Origin of the sequence: Chitinophaga sancti (genome assembly GCF_034424315.1) — a bacterium.
Lineage (GTDB): Bacteria > Bacteroidota > Bacteroidia > Chitinophagales > Chitinophagaceae > Chitinophaga > Chitinophaga sancti.
The window spans coordinates 4,785,917-4,803,784 of sequence record NZ_CP139972.1; the positions used below are offsets into that span (position 1 = coordinate 4,785,917).

Here is a 17,868-nt window from a genome sequence, read left to right on the forward strand (position 1 = left end):
ATGCTCAACTTTCATAAGTGATTTTCGCTTTAGTCATAAGAACCCATTTATCCCCCTGTAGTTCCGCTGTTCCTGGTTTTTGTGTAACAATCTTTGTCGCCTTTGCATTATAGGCATTCAGCGCATCACAAACGGGATCAATACTTTTATCGGGATATTGTAATGCCAGCTTAATAGAAGCTTCTCTTTCATCAATGCAGAAACTGGCTTTATTGAAACTATCTTTTACGAAGCGGTAGATAGTAGCCCCTTCTCTGTAAGAAGCAGAGGCCGAGCTCACATTGAATGTGCCATTAGAGTTAGGGGTAGATAGAAAGAAGAATTCCTTCTTTGCTTCTGCTACCGGCTGCTTCTCCTGTACAGGCGCTTTTTGTGCAGGAGAAACAGGTGGCGTTGGAGGTGGAGCTACCAGCCTGTCAATCTTCTCCCGTAATTGTTGTACCAATGCTTCCAAATCAGTTATCCTGGTGATGTAATCCTCCAGTTTTTCTTTGCTGGCATATTTATCTTTACCATTTCCCTTCCCGTCAGACGACATGTTTTCCTGGATCTTTTTCACCTCTTTTTTAATAGGAGAAATTGCAGCTGCTATTTCAGATTCCGCCTTGCTACCTGCAATCTTCACGGCTACATATACCGCAATGCCCCCCAGCAGTAAAGCAAAAACCACAGCATAAACAATCGTCCGCGTACTCAATCCCTCCTCTGCCACTTTCGCCACCTCAGCAGTATGAGGCTTCGCGGCAGGAGTGGCCTGCTGAACATTTACAGTACTATGTCGCCCCGTTGTCTCTGCAGTATTCGTCGCCTGCGCGCCCGCAACATGCACCCACAAAAGACTAATCAATAAAATATAAATAACTTTCATGCTCTTAGTTATTAATTGGAGTTAGTTGTGATAAGGGAGAAGAAAGATGATTGATCGTGCCTATAATAGGATAAAAGAATAGGGTCTCCTCCAGCTCCTTGTCACTTGTCACTCCCTCATCCATTCGCCTGTTATACTCAAGCCCCTCTTCCAGGTAATCCCTCAGATGTTTATTCAGCTCCTCCTTAAAGATCTCCAGCGATTTCTCCGAAACATTGAAGTAATCATTGAAATTATACTGGTTATTCAGACCTATAAAAAAGGTATTAAATTTTTGCACATAAGCAGCTATATCCGCCTTGTTCTCCTCGGTCAGCTGGTCATAAGTCAATTTCCGAATTCCCTTATCTTCCAGGCAGGTCACCGTTGTCTTAATACTCTTCGTATCTATCGATAGATCTTCCGCATTTGACATCAGGCCACCTTTACAAGTAATTTCCTTCGGCATCGCTTTCTCTGTTTCAATACTTAAACCATCTGCATCATAGGCTTCTCCATATACCCCTTCAAAGATCAGTTTAGAAAATGCCGCCAATATCTTCTGATCAGATGTAATAATGTTCAACACCTTGGACCCTGTTCCACTAAACACCAGGTGCTTGGGCAATACCAGGTTCTCATTCTTCATCATCTCTGCAATCTGGTAAATGATAGCTCCATAGAAATAAAGCGCCAGGATCTTTAAATCCTCATCATTCGCCAACAGCTGATTATAAGAAAACAACTTCTTATCCTTAATAGTCGGGTTATTCTCTACCGAAAAGAAGAAAGCATTAATATCTTCTGTCTTATTCTTATCCTTTATAGAAGACAATACCTGTGAAAGATCATAGAGTTTATTCGAATTCAATAGGTTCTCGTAATAAGGCAGATATTTCATAATCATGCCGTTTGAAGTAGCCGCCCCATATTCACTAAAGCCATCGCCAAAAAGCGTATTAGCCGCAAATTTGAAGGAAGTCATCTTCAGCGGTTTATTCCCCTGGAAAACCACAATATCCGTCGTTCCACCACCTATATCAATTGAGACGACAGGTTTGTAAGCACCACCCTGGAGTTTATTAGATGCCTTGAAGTAATAAAAGGGTGCCAGCGATTCCGCAATGCCAATGCTCTGGTTCACCGGATGGAAGTATTTCTGGAACAACTCATTCCAGGTACTCTCCAATGAAGACCTGCGGGCAGGCTTCATACTGGAAGGATAAAACCACACCAGCTTAGTCTGTGAAAGATTGCCCCTGTTTAGTAATACCTTGTTCCGCAACAGCATGATCACCTTCTCAAAATAAGCCCTGATCCGCTTCTCATTTCCCTTTTCCTTACGCGCCCATTTCAGATTGGATGATACCTTGTCTCGCTCAGGCTTCCTTTCATAAATGAATGGAATATTGAAATCGGCAAGTGAGAACGTTTCTGTTTCAATATTCAATGCATGACTTTCGGCAATCACCGTTCTATGCGGGAACCGGAATTCAGAATTTTGCCCGAGGTACTGGGGTACAAATTCGTGATTGATTAACTCCCTGATTGCAATAGCACCTGAATCACCAAAGTTATCCGTTGTTTTGGTGGGATGGAATAAAGTTGCGATCTGCACATCCTCCACTGTAATATCAAATGGTTTGGGAGAACCGTTTCCTATTTTATATTCAATATGCGTGTTGGTTGTACCAAAATCAACTGCAAAACTGAACAGTTCATTTCCCGGGCTATAATGCGGCCAGTGAGGAATTATAATTCCCGATGCACCACCCCCTATAATATTGCTAACCTGTATGTAATCAAATTCCTTATTGAGTACATAGTACTGAGAGCCTGCTTCCAGCGCCTCTATCCGCTTTCTGCTCCGTACCTTCCTGGCTCTTCTCTCAATTGGCGCTGCCGAACTATTTTCAAAAAACTGCAAATCATACTCCGTTCCTCTCAGGTACCCTGCCACATCCCTATCCACCAGCTGTACCCTATAGTAAGCCTCTATATCAGGGTTATTGAGTTTAATAAAAGGGAACAACGTAATCCCAAATTCATGCTGCACAATCACCCCCTTATTCTTCTCTACATCCGGCTTGCCCGGCTGCATCTCATTACTCTGGTAATAGATCCTTTCAAAAATAATATACTCGCCAGCCTTTGCCACCGGCACCCGCAACACTACCTTCACCGAACCCGCAACGCCCTGTCTCATTTCTACAGACGGCTTACCAGGCAATGGATTTAACAAATCTACCGAATCAAAATACTCAAAGAAGGTCTTCGTCAACGGTAGCAAATACCCTTTCGAATCATCCCCAATATCCGTAATCACATTGCCATCAAAGAACTTCTCCTTATTAATCGGGTATACCAGGCGGACCAGGTATGGTTCCAGAAAATCAGTTACCGTCAAATAAGGATACTGCATCTTCACTCCCGGTAACCACCTCCGCTCCATCACCGTCTCCTCATCTACATACGGTACCGTAATCGCATTATCCCAGTTATCATTAATATATCGAAACGGCTTATTCAGGTTATTCTGCAATACCAGCGGCCTCAAAGCTCCCTTATATTTAGCAGCAGCAATCATAAAATCACTCGCCTGAATAGACCCGATAATATTCTCCTTCTTACGCTTCCGCAAAGGCACATCTATTACTTCTATCACCTCTCCACCTATACCCGTGTCCAGCTCAGAATAATTATTCATGAAATCCCCTTCCCTCAGTTCCTTAATCTCCTGGTACAATTTCACATTCGTTCTATCCAGGATCTTCAGGTTCTTATCCAGGTAATCCGCTACCACCCTCATTCTCTCAGGCAATCTTGGATTTGATTTAAACAACAGGTACAAATATTTCTGAAAATCCGGATCCCTCAAATAAAGTGGCGTAAAATGCTCACTAAACGTTTCCTGGTTCTTCGTCAGCTTGATCCGTGCATGCGACAGATCATTTGCTGTCGCAAAGAATAAGGTAGCCGGTGAAGTACAACCGATGATCTTATGATTGTATTCAATCAGGTACAACCTTTTCATCAGGTCAAAATTGTAAGACGCCTTATCCTGCTCCAGGTACAATTCCAGTGTCTCTGCCAGTCTTCTATGCGTATCAGAACCACGTTTCATTTTCATCAGCTCCATCTCCCTATCCCACACAATGATCTTCACTTTATCCTTTACACTATCAATATTGAACAGGATCTCCGCCAGATCCAACGCATCAGACACCAGTTTCTCATCATCCTTCCCCGCCAGCACATCCCCATCTTTCATATAGGCTTTCAGTTCAGGCGACTTCACAATATTGCGAAACGCCGTCTTCACCAGGTCAATCCGCGCAAAGGGGCTGGGAATAGCCGTGGGCAAACTAATTTCACTCCCTCCTTCTGGATCCTTGATCGATTCAATCTCTTTATCAGAATAGGCATCAGAAGCAAACCAATCCTTCCCGCCTTTTTTTGTATATCCGAAATTCTTGTTCATGGCATTAGTTTTTCAAACCGAATTTTGAAGTCAGTATATCCTCCGTTGCTTCAAAAAAGAGCTGCACTAATTTCTGCTGTGCAGAACTATAGCTCTTCCCTTTAGAGAGCTTACTCAGTTTGCTGTCATACATAGCATAATCTACCTTACCGGTAAACCATCCCTTATTCACATTCCTGTTTTTGATAATCGCATCCAGCGGTGCATTCAGATTGAAAGGCGCAAAACCCCTCTTGTTATTACTCATCTCCCTCAGCCATTCCCCAAAGGCATGCAGGAACTCAGAAATATTCGTCCTGTAAAAACGGTCATCCAAAAACTTCTGGTCCAGTTCAGGCGCATCATTACTCCAGGCTTCCTTCCCGGCAGCAGTACTGATATGCTCATCCAAAAATCTCTTGAACAGCACGAACTGAGAAAGTGGTAATTCCGTTTTCCGTTGTGTATAATCTTCAAAATCAGAGAAGGCAATATCTGTCACATCATTGCGGGTCGCAAATTCTTTGTAGACAGGTCTGATCGCTTTGCCCCCATCACATTCCAGGTCGGCATCAGGGATCTCCATAAAGTCAATAATCGCCAGTGCAGCAGCAAACTCCACAAAGTGCGCATCATTCTGCTGGCCATTGTCACCCGGATCATTCTTATAGGGTTTACCACTGTAATCGTCACCTATATAGTAGAGGGCATTCACAGAATTATTACCCGTCACATTATCTTTGTAGTAGTACAGTGCTGCTTTGGTCTTCGCAATAAAATCAGACTTCTGAATCGGGCTATCCGCTTCCTTTTCAATATTGAAATAAGGCATGGCAGTCAGTGCCCCTATCTTTGCATCCTGCAAAAAGCCTTTGCCATCAATATTCCGGTTATTCATCGCATCCCTGATGTTCTTCAGGATGGTAGGGAAGCCTGCAGCACCTGTACCGCCAAAGATGGAACTGATGATGAAAACCCTGTCTTCCGCATTGAAATTGGAGGCAAACTCTTTGAACTCCTCAGAATCTTTGAACTGATTCAGCACCACGCTACCAATATTCGGGTTACCTACGAATCCAATATCCATTTCAATATCCAGCAGGTCTATCTGCTCATGACGTTTATTGATAGACTGACCGGAGAAGAGAATATCTGTCAAAGCTTTATTTGCCGCATCCAGTTGATTGAAGTCAATGTAGTCACGGAACTTTTGCCCGGCTACCTGTTGCAGACTAAAAGCAAAACTACCTGACATCCTGTTTTCAGAACTCACCAGTTTGTTGAGTGTGACAATCCTGGTATTGAAAAAGCCATTCCCTAAACCGGCATGATCCACGATGGCCTGGTAATTGCCCAGTAGTCGTTCAGTCCTCTTCAGGTCTTCGTTAGATTTATGCGGATCGATGATGATAGGTACGATCTCAAATTCATGTTTTGAATTTGCCCGGACGCCGGCAGCGAGTAGCATCGTTAGTGATTTTAACACCCTCGAACCAGTGCCTCCTATTGCGAATATGAACAAACGAGCCATGTGATAATTTTAAGGTTTCCAGAAAGTAGTATGCCTGCAATTAGTGCTGGCCTTTCTGATGAAAGGAATAGAAGTGATCAGTACAAAGAGAAGCAAGCTCCAGATAGCGTTGGATAATCCAAAGCCCAGGCAATCTGCAGTCGTGGGATGCAGGTCCTTGCAATAATCTCCCGCTCTCATCTCATTAAAAGAAATTGAAAAGGCTGCAATGAAATTGATCAGTACAATCACTAGTGCAAACAACCACCAGTGCTGTTTCTTATTCCAGCGGGCACTATCAATGATGTGATATTGTAAACCATAAACAAAGGCAGTCACACCAACCATGATCCAGCCAATATATAAATACCATGGAGTGTTAATATAATCCGTACAGGTAACATCAAATCCTCTCAACATGTCTCCCATATCGGTGGAATAAAGAGGTATCAGTCCGAACCATTCGTATAAACTAGCGAAAAGATCCTTCATAGAAACTATTTTTTAATCTGAATATTAATTTTACTGATCGTGTTAGGTGACTGAGGTGGATAGAAGGCATCGCATACACCATCCACGAGGTATTTAAAGCCGAATGTGCGTTGTTTCTCTGCATTGTCAGCAGCAATATTGGCGTCATCCTCAGAGCTGAGCTGCGCTACCCAGGAAGGCGATTGCCCGATCACACTTAATTCAAGCACCTCATCGCTTAACTCATCCGTACTGATATGCAGCAAATGCGTAAACCCTTTCAATGCAGGGTTATTCTTATCCTGGATCAGTTCAGCTTTCAGGTGGTAATGTTTATCACTCAGCATGTAATTAGCCGGATCCAGGTAATAACTGGCATCCTGTAAGCCTTTTGAAAAATCAACAGCTACATCAAACCCAAATACCCGCTCTGCAGAGGCCGTGGCATTGGTAATAATGCCCTGGGGCAGTTCCTTTGCATCAAAATGCCCGATCTGAGGTTTATACATGATCTTGAAAGCGGGCGCCTGTACATCTTTAATGCCTTGCAGTACCAGCTTATGCGCATATCCGCCTTTAATATTGTCTACGATCTTCTTCTCCAGTATTGCCCGCACTTGGGCAGTACTGCCTATAATCCAGATATAATAGGGCCTTTTGGTACTCAGTTGGATAGGTTTATCCGTCTTATCATAATACACCCCATCAAAGTTCGACTCCAGGTGCACAATAACGGCAGCCAGGTCAAAAGCATGTAACTTCTCGGCAAAGTCAATCTTGATGCCCACACTCTGGTTATTCAGATAGTCATTGGCATTCGCCTTATTCCCCGGACTAAACACGAAGTCAGAGATCAGGATGGCAGCATTCCTGTCATTCACCGTATGCAGTACTGTATTCAGGATACTTTTGAGATCAGATACACTGCGATCGCCGCCTCTGAGTTGAAAGGTAGCCGGCTCGAGCTTTTCGATGAAGTCCTGGATCTCAGGACTCAATGCATTTTTCTTCTGGTAAGGGATTGATTTGTTGATATAGCTGAGGTTCAGGCTATCGCAGATCCCGCTGATCCTGATATCACCCAGGAGGTTATAAATAGCCGTTTCAAAATTGGTCACTCCTTTTACATAGCCATCCATGCTGGCAGAGTTCTCCAGGAACACATTTACGTTAAAGGCCCCGATCTGGCTGGGAGCAGCATCTCCCTGGCTGATCTCAACGGAAGACAGCTTTTTGCTATCCAGGAACTTCCTTAAATAAGCACTCAGCTTCTCGTTGTCGATCTTGCCATCCTGATCTTTAAAGGTCTTAAAAGCCCTGTCGTTCGAACTTGCTGCCAGCTCGGCAAGGGCCTGATATTCCTTTTGATCGATACGTTGATCGCTTTTCGCATCTTCGATCACCTTTTGCTTAAATTCATCAAACTCCGATTTGCACCCAACAACTAGCAGTAGTGCCATCAAACAAAGACGTTTCATTCAGTAATATTTATATGCGTTTGTGTATAGCCCACTACGAAGGTAATCGTCTGATTATGGGTCATGCGAGGATAAGCTGAGTGAAGGATCAATACAGGTATTGGTCAGGTAATTGCATTTATCGACTGAGTAAACGTATTGTCCGGGTATGTGTACATATGCCTGGGTACCACATCAGCTGTCAGGAATACTCATTCCTTTTATCCATTCAACAATCTTTCATTGTTAATCTTCGGCATGGCCTACAGATTGAACATCACGCGGTGTCTTCAAATAAACAATAACGGAAAAATTTTTGTGGACCCATCCGGACGCTCATGTAGGGCTACATCATACAAAATCTCACGCAGCTATTTCATCCTTCCGGGATAGTGGTAAACCGTTTTTTATCACGATGAAGCTAAAGTTACAAGCTCCTGCGGGTTATGCCAAAATTGTTTATCGGTTTTTTTGAAAAAGGCGGGGGAAAATTATTGTATAGCAGGTCAACTTTTATTTAAAAGGTATCTGTAGAGCTGGATTTAATCAGCTCCCCCCAACATATACAAAGTGCCTTAAAATAGCCTGCTTCCAGTTCCCCCTCAAAGAGAAAATAATCCCAGGTCTTTGAAATGTGAAAGATTTTCTTATCTTAGTACCAGCACGTTAGACCAAATTCCATAGAATTATCATTTTTTTCAGGGGACACTAACCAAAATCACCAGATCGTATCAGATTCCAAAACAAGATTGTCACTAAATCTGCCTTATTTATGAAAATAACCATGGGTACCTCGTAATCACTACCTAAAAGATATTTTGTTATTGTGAACTTCTAACCGGTTGCAGGCGCCACCGGCAGGCTAAAGGATTGTACTCAAAAACCATTCACCTCAAAATTTAATCTTTTCTACCATGAAGAGCAGTTTCGTATTGTCTTTTATCCGGTATGCCCTGTGTTTTTTATTCCTCTATACCAGCTTTAACAAGCTGATGGCCTTTGATTATTACTTGTATGATCTGAAAAGATCGCCCCTGTTAGGTAATTACGCAACCATCATTGCAATACTGGTTCCTGGCGCAGAATTGCTGGTAGCAGCGCTCTTGCTGTTAGAGAAAACCATCAGGGGAGGCTTATTGGGTTCATTGGGCCTCATGGTATTGTTTACAATTTACGTGGGTTATGTGTTGCTATATGCAGCTACCAGGCCATGTACATGCGGGGGGATTATACGCAACCTGACATGGCCGCAGCATTTCGTCTTTAATATCTGCTTTTTATTGCTTTCCATTCTTGGCCTGTATTTACAACGCAGGTCTTTAGCTACTTATTTTCACACGGGGGACGCCGAAAAACCATTAGAGTAGGCACTATTATCCATCATTAATTGATTTCTTATGAAGAAGAAAAAGTTACTGATTGCACTGTTTTTGATTTTAGGTGCTGCTGGCGCAGCAAAGGCCACCAAAGCAAGGGATTTTCTTGGCTACATCTATGTAAACGGAGCCTGGATGCAAATCTATGTACCCTTTGATTGCCCTTTCTCTGGTTGGGGTTGTACTTATTCTTATATCGGTATCAGTTACCAGGTTTACTACCAGGCTGGAATAAACTTCCTACCGCTCAGGCCTTAATAGCAAAAGATCCAGGAACAGGTTAACGAAGTTCCTGGATCACTCTTATTTCATTTAGTATCCGGGATTTTGCACCAGGTTGGGTGCACGACGAAGCTCGCTAATAGGTATAGGCCATAATTCCCTGGTGGTATTCCATGGATCTCCACCCTTGGCAGGAGTTACAGTAGACATCACAGCAGCTATTGTACCTGTTCGTTTAAGATCAAACCAGCGATGGCCCTGTTCTGTAAACAACTCTGTTTGCCTTTCTTTCAGAATGGCTTTTATCAGGCCCTTTGCATCCAAAACACCTTCAGTAAATGCAGCTAATCCTGCCCTTTGTCTGATCTTATTCAGATCGGTCAGTGCTGCAGATAAATGGCCCAGATATACTTCACACTCAGCACGTATCAGGTAAATTTCTGCCAGTCTGAGAATCATTGAATACTCTTTTAAATCATCACCAAAATTCACCTTGTACTTATATGGATAATAGTAAGTCACCGCAGGAGAAACGCTCCTATCTGTATAGGAATTGATCCAATGCTTTCTTCTTTGATCCCCCACATCAAAAGCTCTCAATAAATAAGGACTAATAGCCTGTTGTATCCTATACTTCGGTGGCTGGGTAATTATGAACTCATTTCCCTCGGTAGTATTAATGCTACTAACATTTGGTGTACCGGGGCTCAACTGCCAGATGGCTTCTTTGCTATTTTTCAAAAAAACCTGGTCAAGCGGCACCAGCTCATACACTTCATCCATTGCAATGATAGCATTTGCTTGTTCTTCAGCTTCTTCATATTTCCCCATATAAAGATAAACCCTGGCTAATAAAGCAGATACAACAGCCCTGTTAGGCCGGTTACGTTCGGTACTAAGGCTTTTACTATCTGATCCTACATAATTATCTCCCAGATCAATTGCTGCCGTTTGAAGATCAGAGACGATTTGTTGATAAACTTTAGACTGAGAAGTCCTTGAAAGAAGTGCATTTACCTTCGCATCCGTTGTAATTGGTAACGCAATATCACCAAATAAACCTGTCAGGTAAAAAAACCAGTAGGCTCGGATAAAAAGTGCCTCTCCCATTAACTGCTTTTTGACAACCGAATCCAGTTTTTCGGAAGCAGCACACCCCCAGAATACGTCGTTGGCATTCCGGATATATAAATAACATGTACTCCATAAACTATCCAGGTATATACTGCCGGAAGAAATCTTATTCCAATAAAAACCCTGCGTATTCGATTCCCAGGCAAGCTCCAGTTCATCGCTACACAATCCGGTAAACCGGGCAATTTTAGCAGGTGACGCATTCTTGTCAAACATGCCACCATAAATATTATATAATGACATCATAGCGGTCTTATTGTCCTGGTAGATTTTCGATGCTTCTATTTGTGAATCAGGGGTATTTACATCAGCAAACTTGTTACACCCTATAATCCCAAAAAACCAAAGTAAGATCAAACATCGCATTGTGCGATCCCTCATTGTTGCATAATTTATTGTTATAAACTAATACGAAGTCCTGCAACGATTACCCGTTGCGGTGGTTGACGATAGGTACTATGAAAACTTTGCACCTGAGGATCCATTCCTTTATAAGAAGTCCATGTAGCTAAATTTTGCGAGTTCAGGAATAAACTCGCCGATTTTATTTTCACACGGGTACTCCATAACAACGGTAGATCCCAGGATATGGACAAATTTTTTAGTCGTATATATGATGCATCGACAATGCTTGCATCACTCTGATTGTATTGTGTTGCCGCATCTTCCGCAGCCTTACTGCCAGCAGCATATTTCTGCACAATGGCTTCATCTCCCGGTTTTGTCCATCTATGATCATTAGACAATGGCAGGTTACCTCCTGATGAGCTAAAGCTTCCAGGCATCAGGTCCACATTCGGAACATAATAACCGGTTTGCTTTACTAACTGGAAAAACACATCTAATGAAAGCCGCTTATAAGTGAATCGATTCCCCCATCCTGCGAAAAATTTCGGCCCAATGACTTTCGCAGTTCTATCCAGTTTATCCACCTTCAAATCCTGATTCACATCCTTAAATTCTGCAATACCGGTATTGGGATTAATTCCCTTGAACTCGTAAACAAACCGCGCGTTAAGTGGCTGCCCCACTTCATAAATAGATGCATAAATGGAAGATGCAATATTGGGATAGTACACCAGTTTATTATAAGGCACAGTAAGGTTGAAAGCATGCTCCCACCGAAAGTTTTCTCTTTGAATTTGCTGCGCCTCAAACTCCAGTTCCAATCCATGATTCTGAACGACAGCAGGCAAATTCTCTGTCGTATATTTATAGCCGGTAATAGCAGGCAATTCATATTTTATTAATTGATTTCTTGTATGGTTTCTAAAATAATTGGCCGCAAGGGTGTAGCGCTGGTTGAAACAAAGTTCAATACCTACTGATGACTTGATTAAGATCTCCCACTTGTACAGGTAATTGGTCAGCTGTGTACGCTCCAGCCCCGGCACGCCACCATAGCCGGTAGACAATGTATAGGTATCATAAAACTGGTAATCTGAAAATTGATCATTACCCGTCCTTCCAATATTTGCATACACTTTTCCGAAACTGATCAATGGTATATGTCGAAACGCGGGCATATTTGAAAAAATCCATGCAGCCGCCGCACTCCCAAAAAACTCGCTCCGCTTCGCTGCACTAAACCGGCTACTGCCATCATGTCTCCCGGTAAAATTCAGGCAAAGCAAATCTTTATAATTATAACCCAAGCGGGCATAAACACCCTTGTAACGATATACATTTTCATCAGTATTAGTAGTTTTGATAGTCGCCATCGAAACATTTTCAATCAGCGCATCACTTTCAAAATTAGTTGCCACCAACAGGTACTGATGCTGCTTACTCTGTTGCAATGTAATACCCGCCAGCAAATCAATTTTTTGTGCATTACCCAAGTTCAGCGAATAATTAGCCTGGGGTTCTACAATCCAGGACTGATTTACATTCGAACCTTTGCGATGCTCTCTGGCAGCAGAAATTGAGCTATAAAGAGGAGACATTGAACTGGTCGGAATCACCAGTCGCTCATCCAGTTGTATGTAATTGTACCCTAAATTGGCACTGAGTTTCAACTTGGGCAACAACTTATATGTCAACTTAAAACTCCCCAGGAAATGATTAAAGAGCGCCTGGTACCGCTGCCGGAATTGCCCATAAGGATTTTCAAAAGAGGTATCCTCCCAGTTCAAATCACCGCTTGCCGTAAATAAAGACGGTGCATTCGGCGCTAATAAAACCTTCGGCGTAATGTCGCTTACCGGAAGCTGGTTGTCATTATTCATATAATGTAACCCGATGTCTATATTTGTTTTCTTGTCCTCAGAAACATGCAGCACGGACATATCTGCAGATAAAGTAGTACTGGCAAAATTGTGTGAGAACACAGCAGTTTCCCTTCTATAACCACCGCCAAAACTGAATTGTGTTTGTTGATTACCTCCACTCAAAGTGCCACTGGCATTCAGCACATTTGAATGCCCCCCCAGGAATGTTTTCTGCCAGTCAGTATACCTTGTCGTATCCCACCGGGTCAGATCGTAATCATTCATACCTGGCGTCAGCGTATCATTACGCAAAGCCTCATGCCGCATAGCCAGGTATTGCTGTGTATTCATCAGCTTCAGTCCACGGGTAATTTTTCCCTGACCGGAATACACCATCATATTCAAACTAGTCTTACCCGCAGCTGGTCTTTTTGTTTTAACCAGGATAATACCATTCGCACCCCTGCTACCATAAATAGCGGAAGCATCAGCATCTTTCAAAACATCCACACTTTCAATATTCTCCGGTTGTAGCAATTGCATGGAACTAATACTACCTGCTGCATTTGGCAACTGATTAGGGATAGACATCGCCAGGGGAACACCATCTACAATAAATAAGGGGGAATTGCCATTAGCCATACTATTAATACCCTCCACATTGACGCCTATAAAAGAGCCGGCTATACCCGATCCGGGGCTAACAGTTACACCAGCACTTCTGCCATCCAGCGCCATCAGCGGGTCAGATACGGGTTGCCCCTGGATATCACGCGCCTTTATACCGCTCACCCTTCCCGGGTTAAGTTTCCGGGGAACACTATAATACCCCTTGCTGGAAAAAGGCTCCAGTTCATGATATATGCGCAACAAAATACATTTCAGAAAAACACCCTCACTGCAAACAAAATTCCGGGTTTCATAACCCATATAACTAATCATGACCGTATCCAACATTGTCACGCCTGACAACTTAAATGTTCCATCATTACTCGCAACACTGAACTCCTTACGACTTTTAATAAAAATCGTAGCACCTGGCAGCGGACGATTGGCAGTATCAACAACAATACCCCTTAAGTCACGCAAGGCAGTACTATCAGGTAGCAGACTGCTACCATTCTTTTGAGGGAACGTTCTGCGTTCAATATGCACACTATTGCCCTCGATAGTGAAAGCATAAAGATCCTCATTGAGCATTTTCTTCAAAGCATCTTTTAATGGCATCCGGGAACACTTGAAATAAATAGGTCCTACAGCTTGCGAAATACCCCGGTCAATGGTGAGATTACATCTTGTTTTGGTGTGTATGATTAGTTTTACGGCTGACAGGTATTGCCCCTGCAGATCCAGATCGATCAGTTGCGCTTTTAACTGGTTACAAAATAAAAAACAATAAACAATCGTTAAAATTCCTTTCATGTATTAGGATTTATATCACAATTCATAAAAAAATCCCTCACCCACTAACCCGCACAATACGTAATTGTACATGGCTATTTGTCGATGAGGGATATAGGTAAACATAATGGGGGAAGACCGCTTACTCTACAGTAATGACATTGTTGCGCAGAAGTACATTCACTTTGGTAGATCGTGATATTTCTTTCAGCAATTTCGGAAGTGGTTCTTCTTTGCCATACACAGCATCAAGTGTTGGCACATTCTCCATCCGGCTGGAATCGACACCTACATCATACCATCGCGCCAGTTCTTTCAGCGCAGTTTTTAAAGGGGTTTCATTAAAGACAAATTCATTTTTCCAGGAAATAACACTGTTGGGGTCTACCTGCTTCACTTCAAATCCTGCCGCATTCAGTGTGGACTGATCTCCTGGCTGTAATCGTATTTCCTGGTTTTTATTCCGCGTATTGGTCACCTTTACAGCGCCTTCTACTAATGTAGTAACAACATCTTCTCCATTGTAACTCCTCACATTAAAGTGAGTACCGATTACCTGTAATTGCTGCCCGCTACAACTAACAATAAAAGGCCTGTTCCTGTCAGCGCGCACTTCAAAATAGGCTTCACCTTCCAGGAAGACATTTCTTTCTTTGTCTGTCAGTCCTTTCGGATACCTCAGCTTACTGGCGCCATTCAGATAAACGATACTACCATCAGGCAAAACAGTTTTAAAGTCTTTCTTCTGATGAGTGATCGTCGTATCCTTGTTGGCAGCAGCCATGTTCACATCCCTGACTTTAGTAAAAGGCTGGTAATACACCAGGGCTACAATGCCAATGGCGACAGCTGCAATAGCGGTAGCTACGGCCGCCGGACGAATAATGCTACGGGTCCTGGGTTCATATACAGGCATCCGCCTGTTCTTTTCGGCAATCAATTTTTCCCAATCTTCGGCCTTTGTAGTCATGTCCATTGAAAAGCTTTCCGGAAATTTTCTTTCTTCGAGCACCTTATTCAACCAGGAGTTAACAAGGTTCTCTTCATCCTGCGTACATTGCTGAGCAACGTACCGGGCGAGTAAATTCTCTGCTTCTTGAGGGGTCATCGTTGAGGATTTTTGGTTTTTATAGTGGAATAGTAATACTTATATAGGTCAATTTTTTTTCCGGTCCTTTCTGCTGATGAATGCCAGGATCGAACCATAAATCAGTTTTGAAGCATACCTTATAAGTTGAACAGAATCACGGCCGGTTAAGGATTTTGGACGAACCAGAATGATGCTGCTGATGATAATAAGTAATGCAGGCAGCAGTGCCATTATAAAGATATAGTGGTACCAGCTAAAATGTCCGTTCACCATCATGATCACCATATAAGTGGTAGCAAACATCACGGCCATCCAGAAAATGCCTCTCGTTAATAAATGTCTCATAAAATATTTTTGCCTTCTTAGTTTATATACATTCATTGCATGTCAATCCCCTACCATCCGGCAATACGGTTGATGGCTCATGGCTTGGTTTTGAACGCTATTGAGTTATAATTGGGAAAAATGTCTCTTTACTATGGTATCATTCGTTGTTTAACGACTCATACAACTATATATCGTGAAAAAAGGTATTTAGGGTTACGCCTTCAAAAAATAAATTTATAATTTTAGTAAGTGCCTTAGTAACTGGAGGAAACAGAAGATCAATACCAGCTTTACGATCCTGAGTCGCTTCAGCGCTTTATGAAGCTGGTTCTTTACAGTTTCCGGTGAAATATTAAGCCTGTAGGCAATTTCATCGTTATCCAGTTTTTCTTCCCGGCTCATTACAAATATTTTCCGCATCGCCGCTGGCATCTCAGCTTTTATCTTTTCTATAATCCTGTCAAGCTCTTTTGCGATAATGTCCGAATCTGTACTCCTGTCGGCCGTAGAGTTAGTTTCATAATCAGCAAAGCTGATATAGCTCTTCCTTTTCTCCACCTTCTTCAGGTAATCAACCATCTTGTTTTTGGCAATCGCAAAGAGCAAGGCTCTGAAATTATAAACCAAATCCGGGTCTTTTGCGTAGGTAAACAACGCCAGGAAGGTTTCCTGTATCATATCGTCAATATACAGGTGGTTAGCATTATGGGCTATTCTTATGGCGATAGTTTTTACCGGCTCCCAGTAGCGGTTATGTAATTCCTGAAAGGCGGCATGATCAGAGTTGTGGAGCATAATCCGATATAGCTCCAGGTCTTTCAATTGGGAGTAACGTCTCATGGTAAGATTGTTTGGTTGTTTGTTTTTTCTCTGTGAATTTTCCCTGAAAATCGTGGCAAAATTAAACTGAAATATTTCACATGAGCGGGAAAATATCAGCCATTAACAGCAGTTTAACATTACATTAACCCCCATTTTTTTTATCAAAAATATCACATGAATGCATATTACCTTTTCAGTGTGAGTGCAAGAAAAAGGATTTATTTTTATACAACAAAATTCAGTTTGGGGATAAGGTCAATCATTATAAAGATCTAAAATCGCAACAATAAAATCATATACACGTTAAAGTTATCTCACCGGTACATACAAAAAAAATTGCGGGAATAAATGAAATTCCCGCAAATCATCAATAGTTATCCGACTTACTATAAATTCAACACAGAAAATGGCACTCTTACCGCACGTGGCCGATAAATGTCCGGATCAAACTTATTATTATTACACGCCGCTACGCAAGGCTGGTACGTATTAATACAATAAGTAAACAGGAACTCATTATTCGCATTAAACTCCGGATGAATACACGGCGTGTAAAAAAATGGCGTATGCCCCTGCAACCTGTCCGGGATATTATAAATAACATTCGTACCAATAGCATCCCATCCACTCACCGGACTACTACTTGCCGCTCCGTAAATAGCCGTTCCTCCATCACATACCATATTAAAATTCGTTACTATCATCACATACTTCGTATTCACATAGCTAACACTGATCCCTCCTGATGGTGCAGTCACAATCACAGCAGCTGCTGCCGCAGCAGTGCCCCAGGAAGTGCCATTCCAGAATGTCCAGCTCCCCGGACTATTCTGCGGAAACCTTGCCACATACACATCACACTGCCCAATCGTATTAGGCTTCAATTTTCCACCCCACACATACACATAACCATCCAGGTTCTTCACCATCCCTTTCGTAAAATCAATCCCATTAAAATCAGGCAGTGTAGTATACGAAACCGTATTATCTGCCTCATTCAAGGCAGCCAGGATTTCATTTACCAACTGCCCTGTTGAACTACTCATCTCCAGGCAAACAGTATATACCTTATTGCCTATTTCCACACCCGCAGAAGGCCAGAAATAATTACCCGGTGTAACGGACTGGAACAAATCCGGATTACCGTACAACAACAGATTCGTTGTCTGTGCCGGATCCCAGCTATGATTAGCCGGCTGTATCAACACCGTATTATGCTTATTAAAAATACAGGGTACAGTGCCATCTGAATTCAAGTCATCATAAAAAGTATCATTGAATAGCCATACCACCTTGCCATTAGACAAGGGTACTGAAAGTGCACCATCAAAAGCAATAGAACCAGACGTTCGCCGGAAGAATGCCGTAGCACTGGCATCCTGGTATGGGGCTACAGCGGAATTGGAAACAGCCAGATTTTCATTGGCCTCAGGTCGTGGAGCAATCATTTTGGTACAGGCAAAACATAACATGGTTGCTACCATACCAATGGTTAACTGAGTCTTCATAACATAGTATATTTTGTTTTACAGAATAAACAA

At 42.4% G+C, this 17,868-nt stretch carries 13 protein-coding genes; 2 read left to right on the top strand and 11 right to left on the bottom strand.

Annotation, left to right across the window (positions count from 1 at the left end):
* Positions 1-4: 4 nt before the first annotated feature.
* Genes U0033_RS18420 through U0033_RS18440 form a run of 5 tightly spaced genes read right to left on the bottom strand, consistent with a single transcriptional unit; the run spans position 5 to position 7,766 of the window.
* Entirely contained in the window at positions 5-868 is an 864-nt protein-coding gene (locus tag U0033_RS18420) for a hypothetical protein (protein ID WP_143150892.1), read from the bottom strand.
* 4 nt (positions 869-872) lie between these two features.
* Positions 873-4,328: a hypothetical protein gene (locus U0033_RS18425; protein ID WP_072364417.1), complete on the bottom strand. Its 3,456-nt coding sequence runs from the start codon at positions 4,326-4,328 to the stop codon at positions 873-875.
* 4 nt (positions 4,329-4,332) lie between these two features.
* The gene (locus tag U0033_RS18430) at positions 4,333-5,838 is read right to left on the bottom strand and encodes a hypothetical protein (protein ID WP_072364419.1); all 1,506 of its coding nucleotides are present in this window, start codon (positions 5,836-5,838) and stop codon (positions 4,333-4,335) included.
* Positions 5,839-5,847: 9 nt separating this feature from the next.
* Positions 5,848-6,309, bottom strand: coding sequence for a hypothetical protein (locus tag U0033_RS18435; RefSeq protein WP_143150893.1), 462 nt, complete (start codon positions 6,307-6,309; stop codon positions 5,848-5,850).
* A 5-nt stretch (positions 6,310-6,314) separates the two neighbouring features.
* The gene (locus U0033_RS18440; protein ID WP_143150894.1) at positions 6,315-7,766 is read right to left on the bottom strand and encodes a hypothetical protein; all 1,452 of its coding nucleotides are present in this window, start codon (positions 7,764-7,766) and stop codon (positions 6,315-6,317) included.
* Between the two features lie 893 nt (positions 7,767-8,659).
* On the opposite strand from U0033_RS18440, the gene U0033_RS18445 reads away from it, so the two are divergent.
* Positions 8,660-9,112, top strand: coding sequence for a MauE/DoxX family redox-associated membrane protein (locus U0033_RS18445; RefSeq protein ID WP_072364425.1), 453 nt, complete (start codon positions 8,660-8,662; stop codon positions 9,110-9,112).
* Positions 9,113-9,142: 30 nt separating this feature from the next.
* A complete protein-coding gene (locus tag U0033_RS18450; RefSeq protein WP_072364427.1) occupies positions 9,143-9,379 on the top strand; it encodes a DUF6520 family protein in 237 nt (78 codons plus the stop codon).
* 54 nt (positions 9,380-9,433) lie between these two features.
* Here the strand turns inward: U0033_RS18450 and U0033_RS18455 are convergent, their stop codons facing one another.
* The 6 genes from U0033_RS18455 to U0033_RS18480 all read right to left on the bottom strand — a co-directional run bounded on the left by U0033_RS18455 (position 9,434) and on the right by U0033_RS18480 (position 17,835).
* Positions 9,434-10,858 carry a RagB/SusD family nutrient uptake outer membrane protein gene (locus U0033_RS18455; RefSeq protein WP_083571783.1) on the bottom strand — a complete coding sequence of 475 codons (1,425 nt, stop codon included), beginning with the start codon at positions 10,856-10,858 and terminating at the stop codon, positions 9,434-9,436.
* Between the two features lie 17 nt (positions 10,859-10,875).
* Entirely contained in the window at positions 10,876-14,109 is a 3,234-nt protein-coding gene (locus U0033_RS18460) for a SusC/RagA family TonB-linked outer membrane protein (RefSeq protein WP_072364430.1), read from the bottom strand.
* A 121-nt stretch (positions 14,110-14,230) separates the two neighbouring features.
* A complete protein-coding gene (locus U0033_RS18465; protein ID WP_072364432.1) occupies positions 14,231-15,196 on the bottom strand; it encodes a FecR family protein in 966 nt (321 codons plus the stop codon).
* Positions 15,197-15,244: 48 nt separating this feature from the next.
* Positions 15,245-15,523 carry a hypothetical protein gene (locus U0033_RS18470; protein WP_143150895.1) on the bottom strand — a complete coding sequence of 93 codons (279 nt, stop codon included), beginning with the start codon at positions 15,521-15,523 and terminating at the stop codon, positions 15,245-15,247.
* 216 nt (positions 15,524-15,739) lie between these two features.
* Positions 15,740-16,345: an RNA polymerase sigma factor gene (locus tag U0033_RS18475; RefSeq protein WP_083571784.1), complete on the bottom strand. Its 606-nt coding sequence runs from the start codon at positions 16,343-16,345 to the stop codon at positions 15,740-15,742.
* 368 nt (positions 16,346-16,713) lie between these two features.
* A complete protein-coding gene (locus tag U0033_RS18480; protein WP_072364438.1) occupies positions 16,714-17,835 on the bottom strand; it encodes a DUF4185 domain-containing protein in 1,122 nt (373 codons plus the stop codon).
* Positions 17,836-17,868 lie beyond the last annotated feature (33 nt).

Bases quoted from the DNA above. Each gene is read 5' to 3' on its own strand.
- U0033_RS18420 (WP_143150892.1), bottom strand. From the start codon at position 868: ATGAAAGTTATTTATATTTTATTGATTAGTCTTTTGTGGGTGCATGTT.
- U0033_RS18425 (WP_072364417.1), bottom strand. From the start codon at position 4,328: ATGAACAAGAATTTCGGATATACAAAAAAAGGCGGGAAGGATTGGTTT.
- U0033_RS18430 (WP_072364419.1), bottom strand. From the start codon at position 5,838: ATGGCTCGTTTGTTCATATTCGCAATAGGAGGCACTGGTTCGAGGGTG.
- U0033_RS18435 (WP_143150893.1), bottom strand. From the start codon at position 6,309: ATGAAGGATCTTTTCGCTAGTTTATACGAATGGTTCGGACTGATACCT.
- U0033_RS18440 (WP_143150894.1), bottom strand. From the start codon at position 7,766: ATGAAACGTCTTTGTTTGATGGCACTACTGCTAGTTGTTGGGTGCAAA.
- U0033_RS18445 (WP_072364425.1), top strand. From the start codon at position 8,660: ATGAAGAGCAGTTTCGTATTGTCTTTTATCCGGTATGCCCTGTGTTTT.
- U0033_RS18450 (WP_072364427.1), top strand. From the start codon at position 9,143: ATGAAGAAGAAAAAGTTACTGATTGCACTGTTTTTGATTTTAGGTGCT.
- U0033_RS18455 (WP_083571783.1), bottom strand. From the start codon at position 10,858: ATGAGGGATCGCACAATGCGATGTTTGATCTTACTTTGGTTTTTTGGG.
- U0033_RS18460 (WP_072364430.1), bottom strand. From the start codon at position 14,109: ATGAAAGGAATTTTAACGATTGTTTATTGTTTTTTATTTTGTAACCAG.
- U0033_RS18465 (WP_072364432.1), bottom strand. From the start codon at position 15,196: ATGACCCCTCAAGAAGCAGAGAATTTACTCGCCCGGTACGTTGCTCAG.
- U0033_RS18470 (WP_143150895.1), bottom strand. From the start codon at position 15,523: ATGAGACATTTATTAACGAGAGGCATTTTCTGGATGGCCGTGATGTTT.
- U0033_RS18475 (WP_083571784.1), bottom strand. From the start codon at position 16,345: ATGAGACGTTACTCCCAATTGAAAGACCTGGAGCTATATCGGATTATG.
- U0033_RS18480 (WP_072364438.1), bottom strand. From the start codon at position 17,835: ATGAAGACTCAGTTAACCATTGGTATGGTAGCAACCATGTTATGTTTT.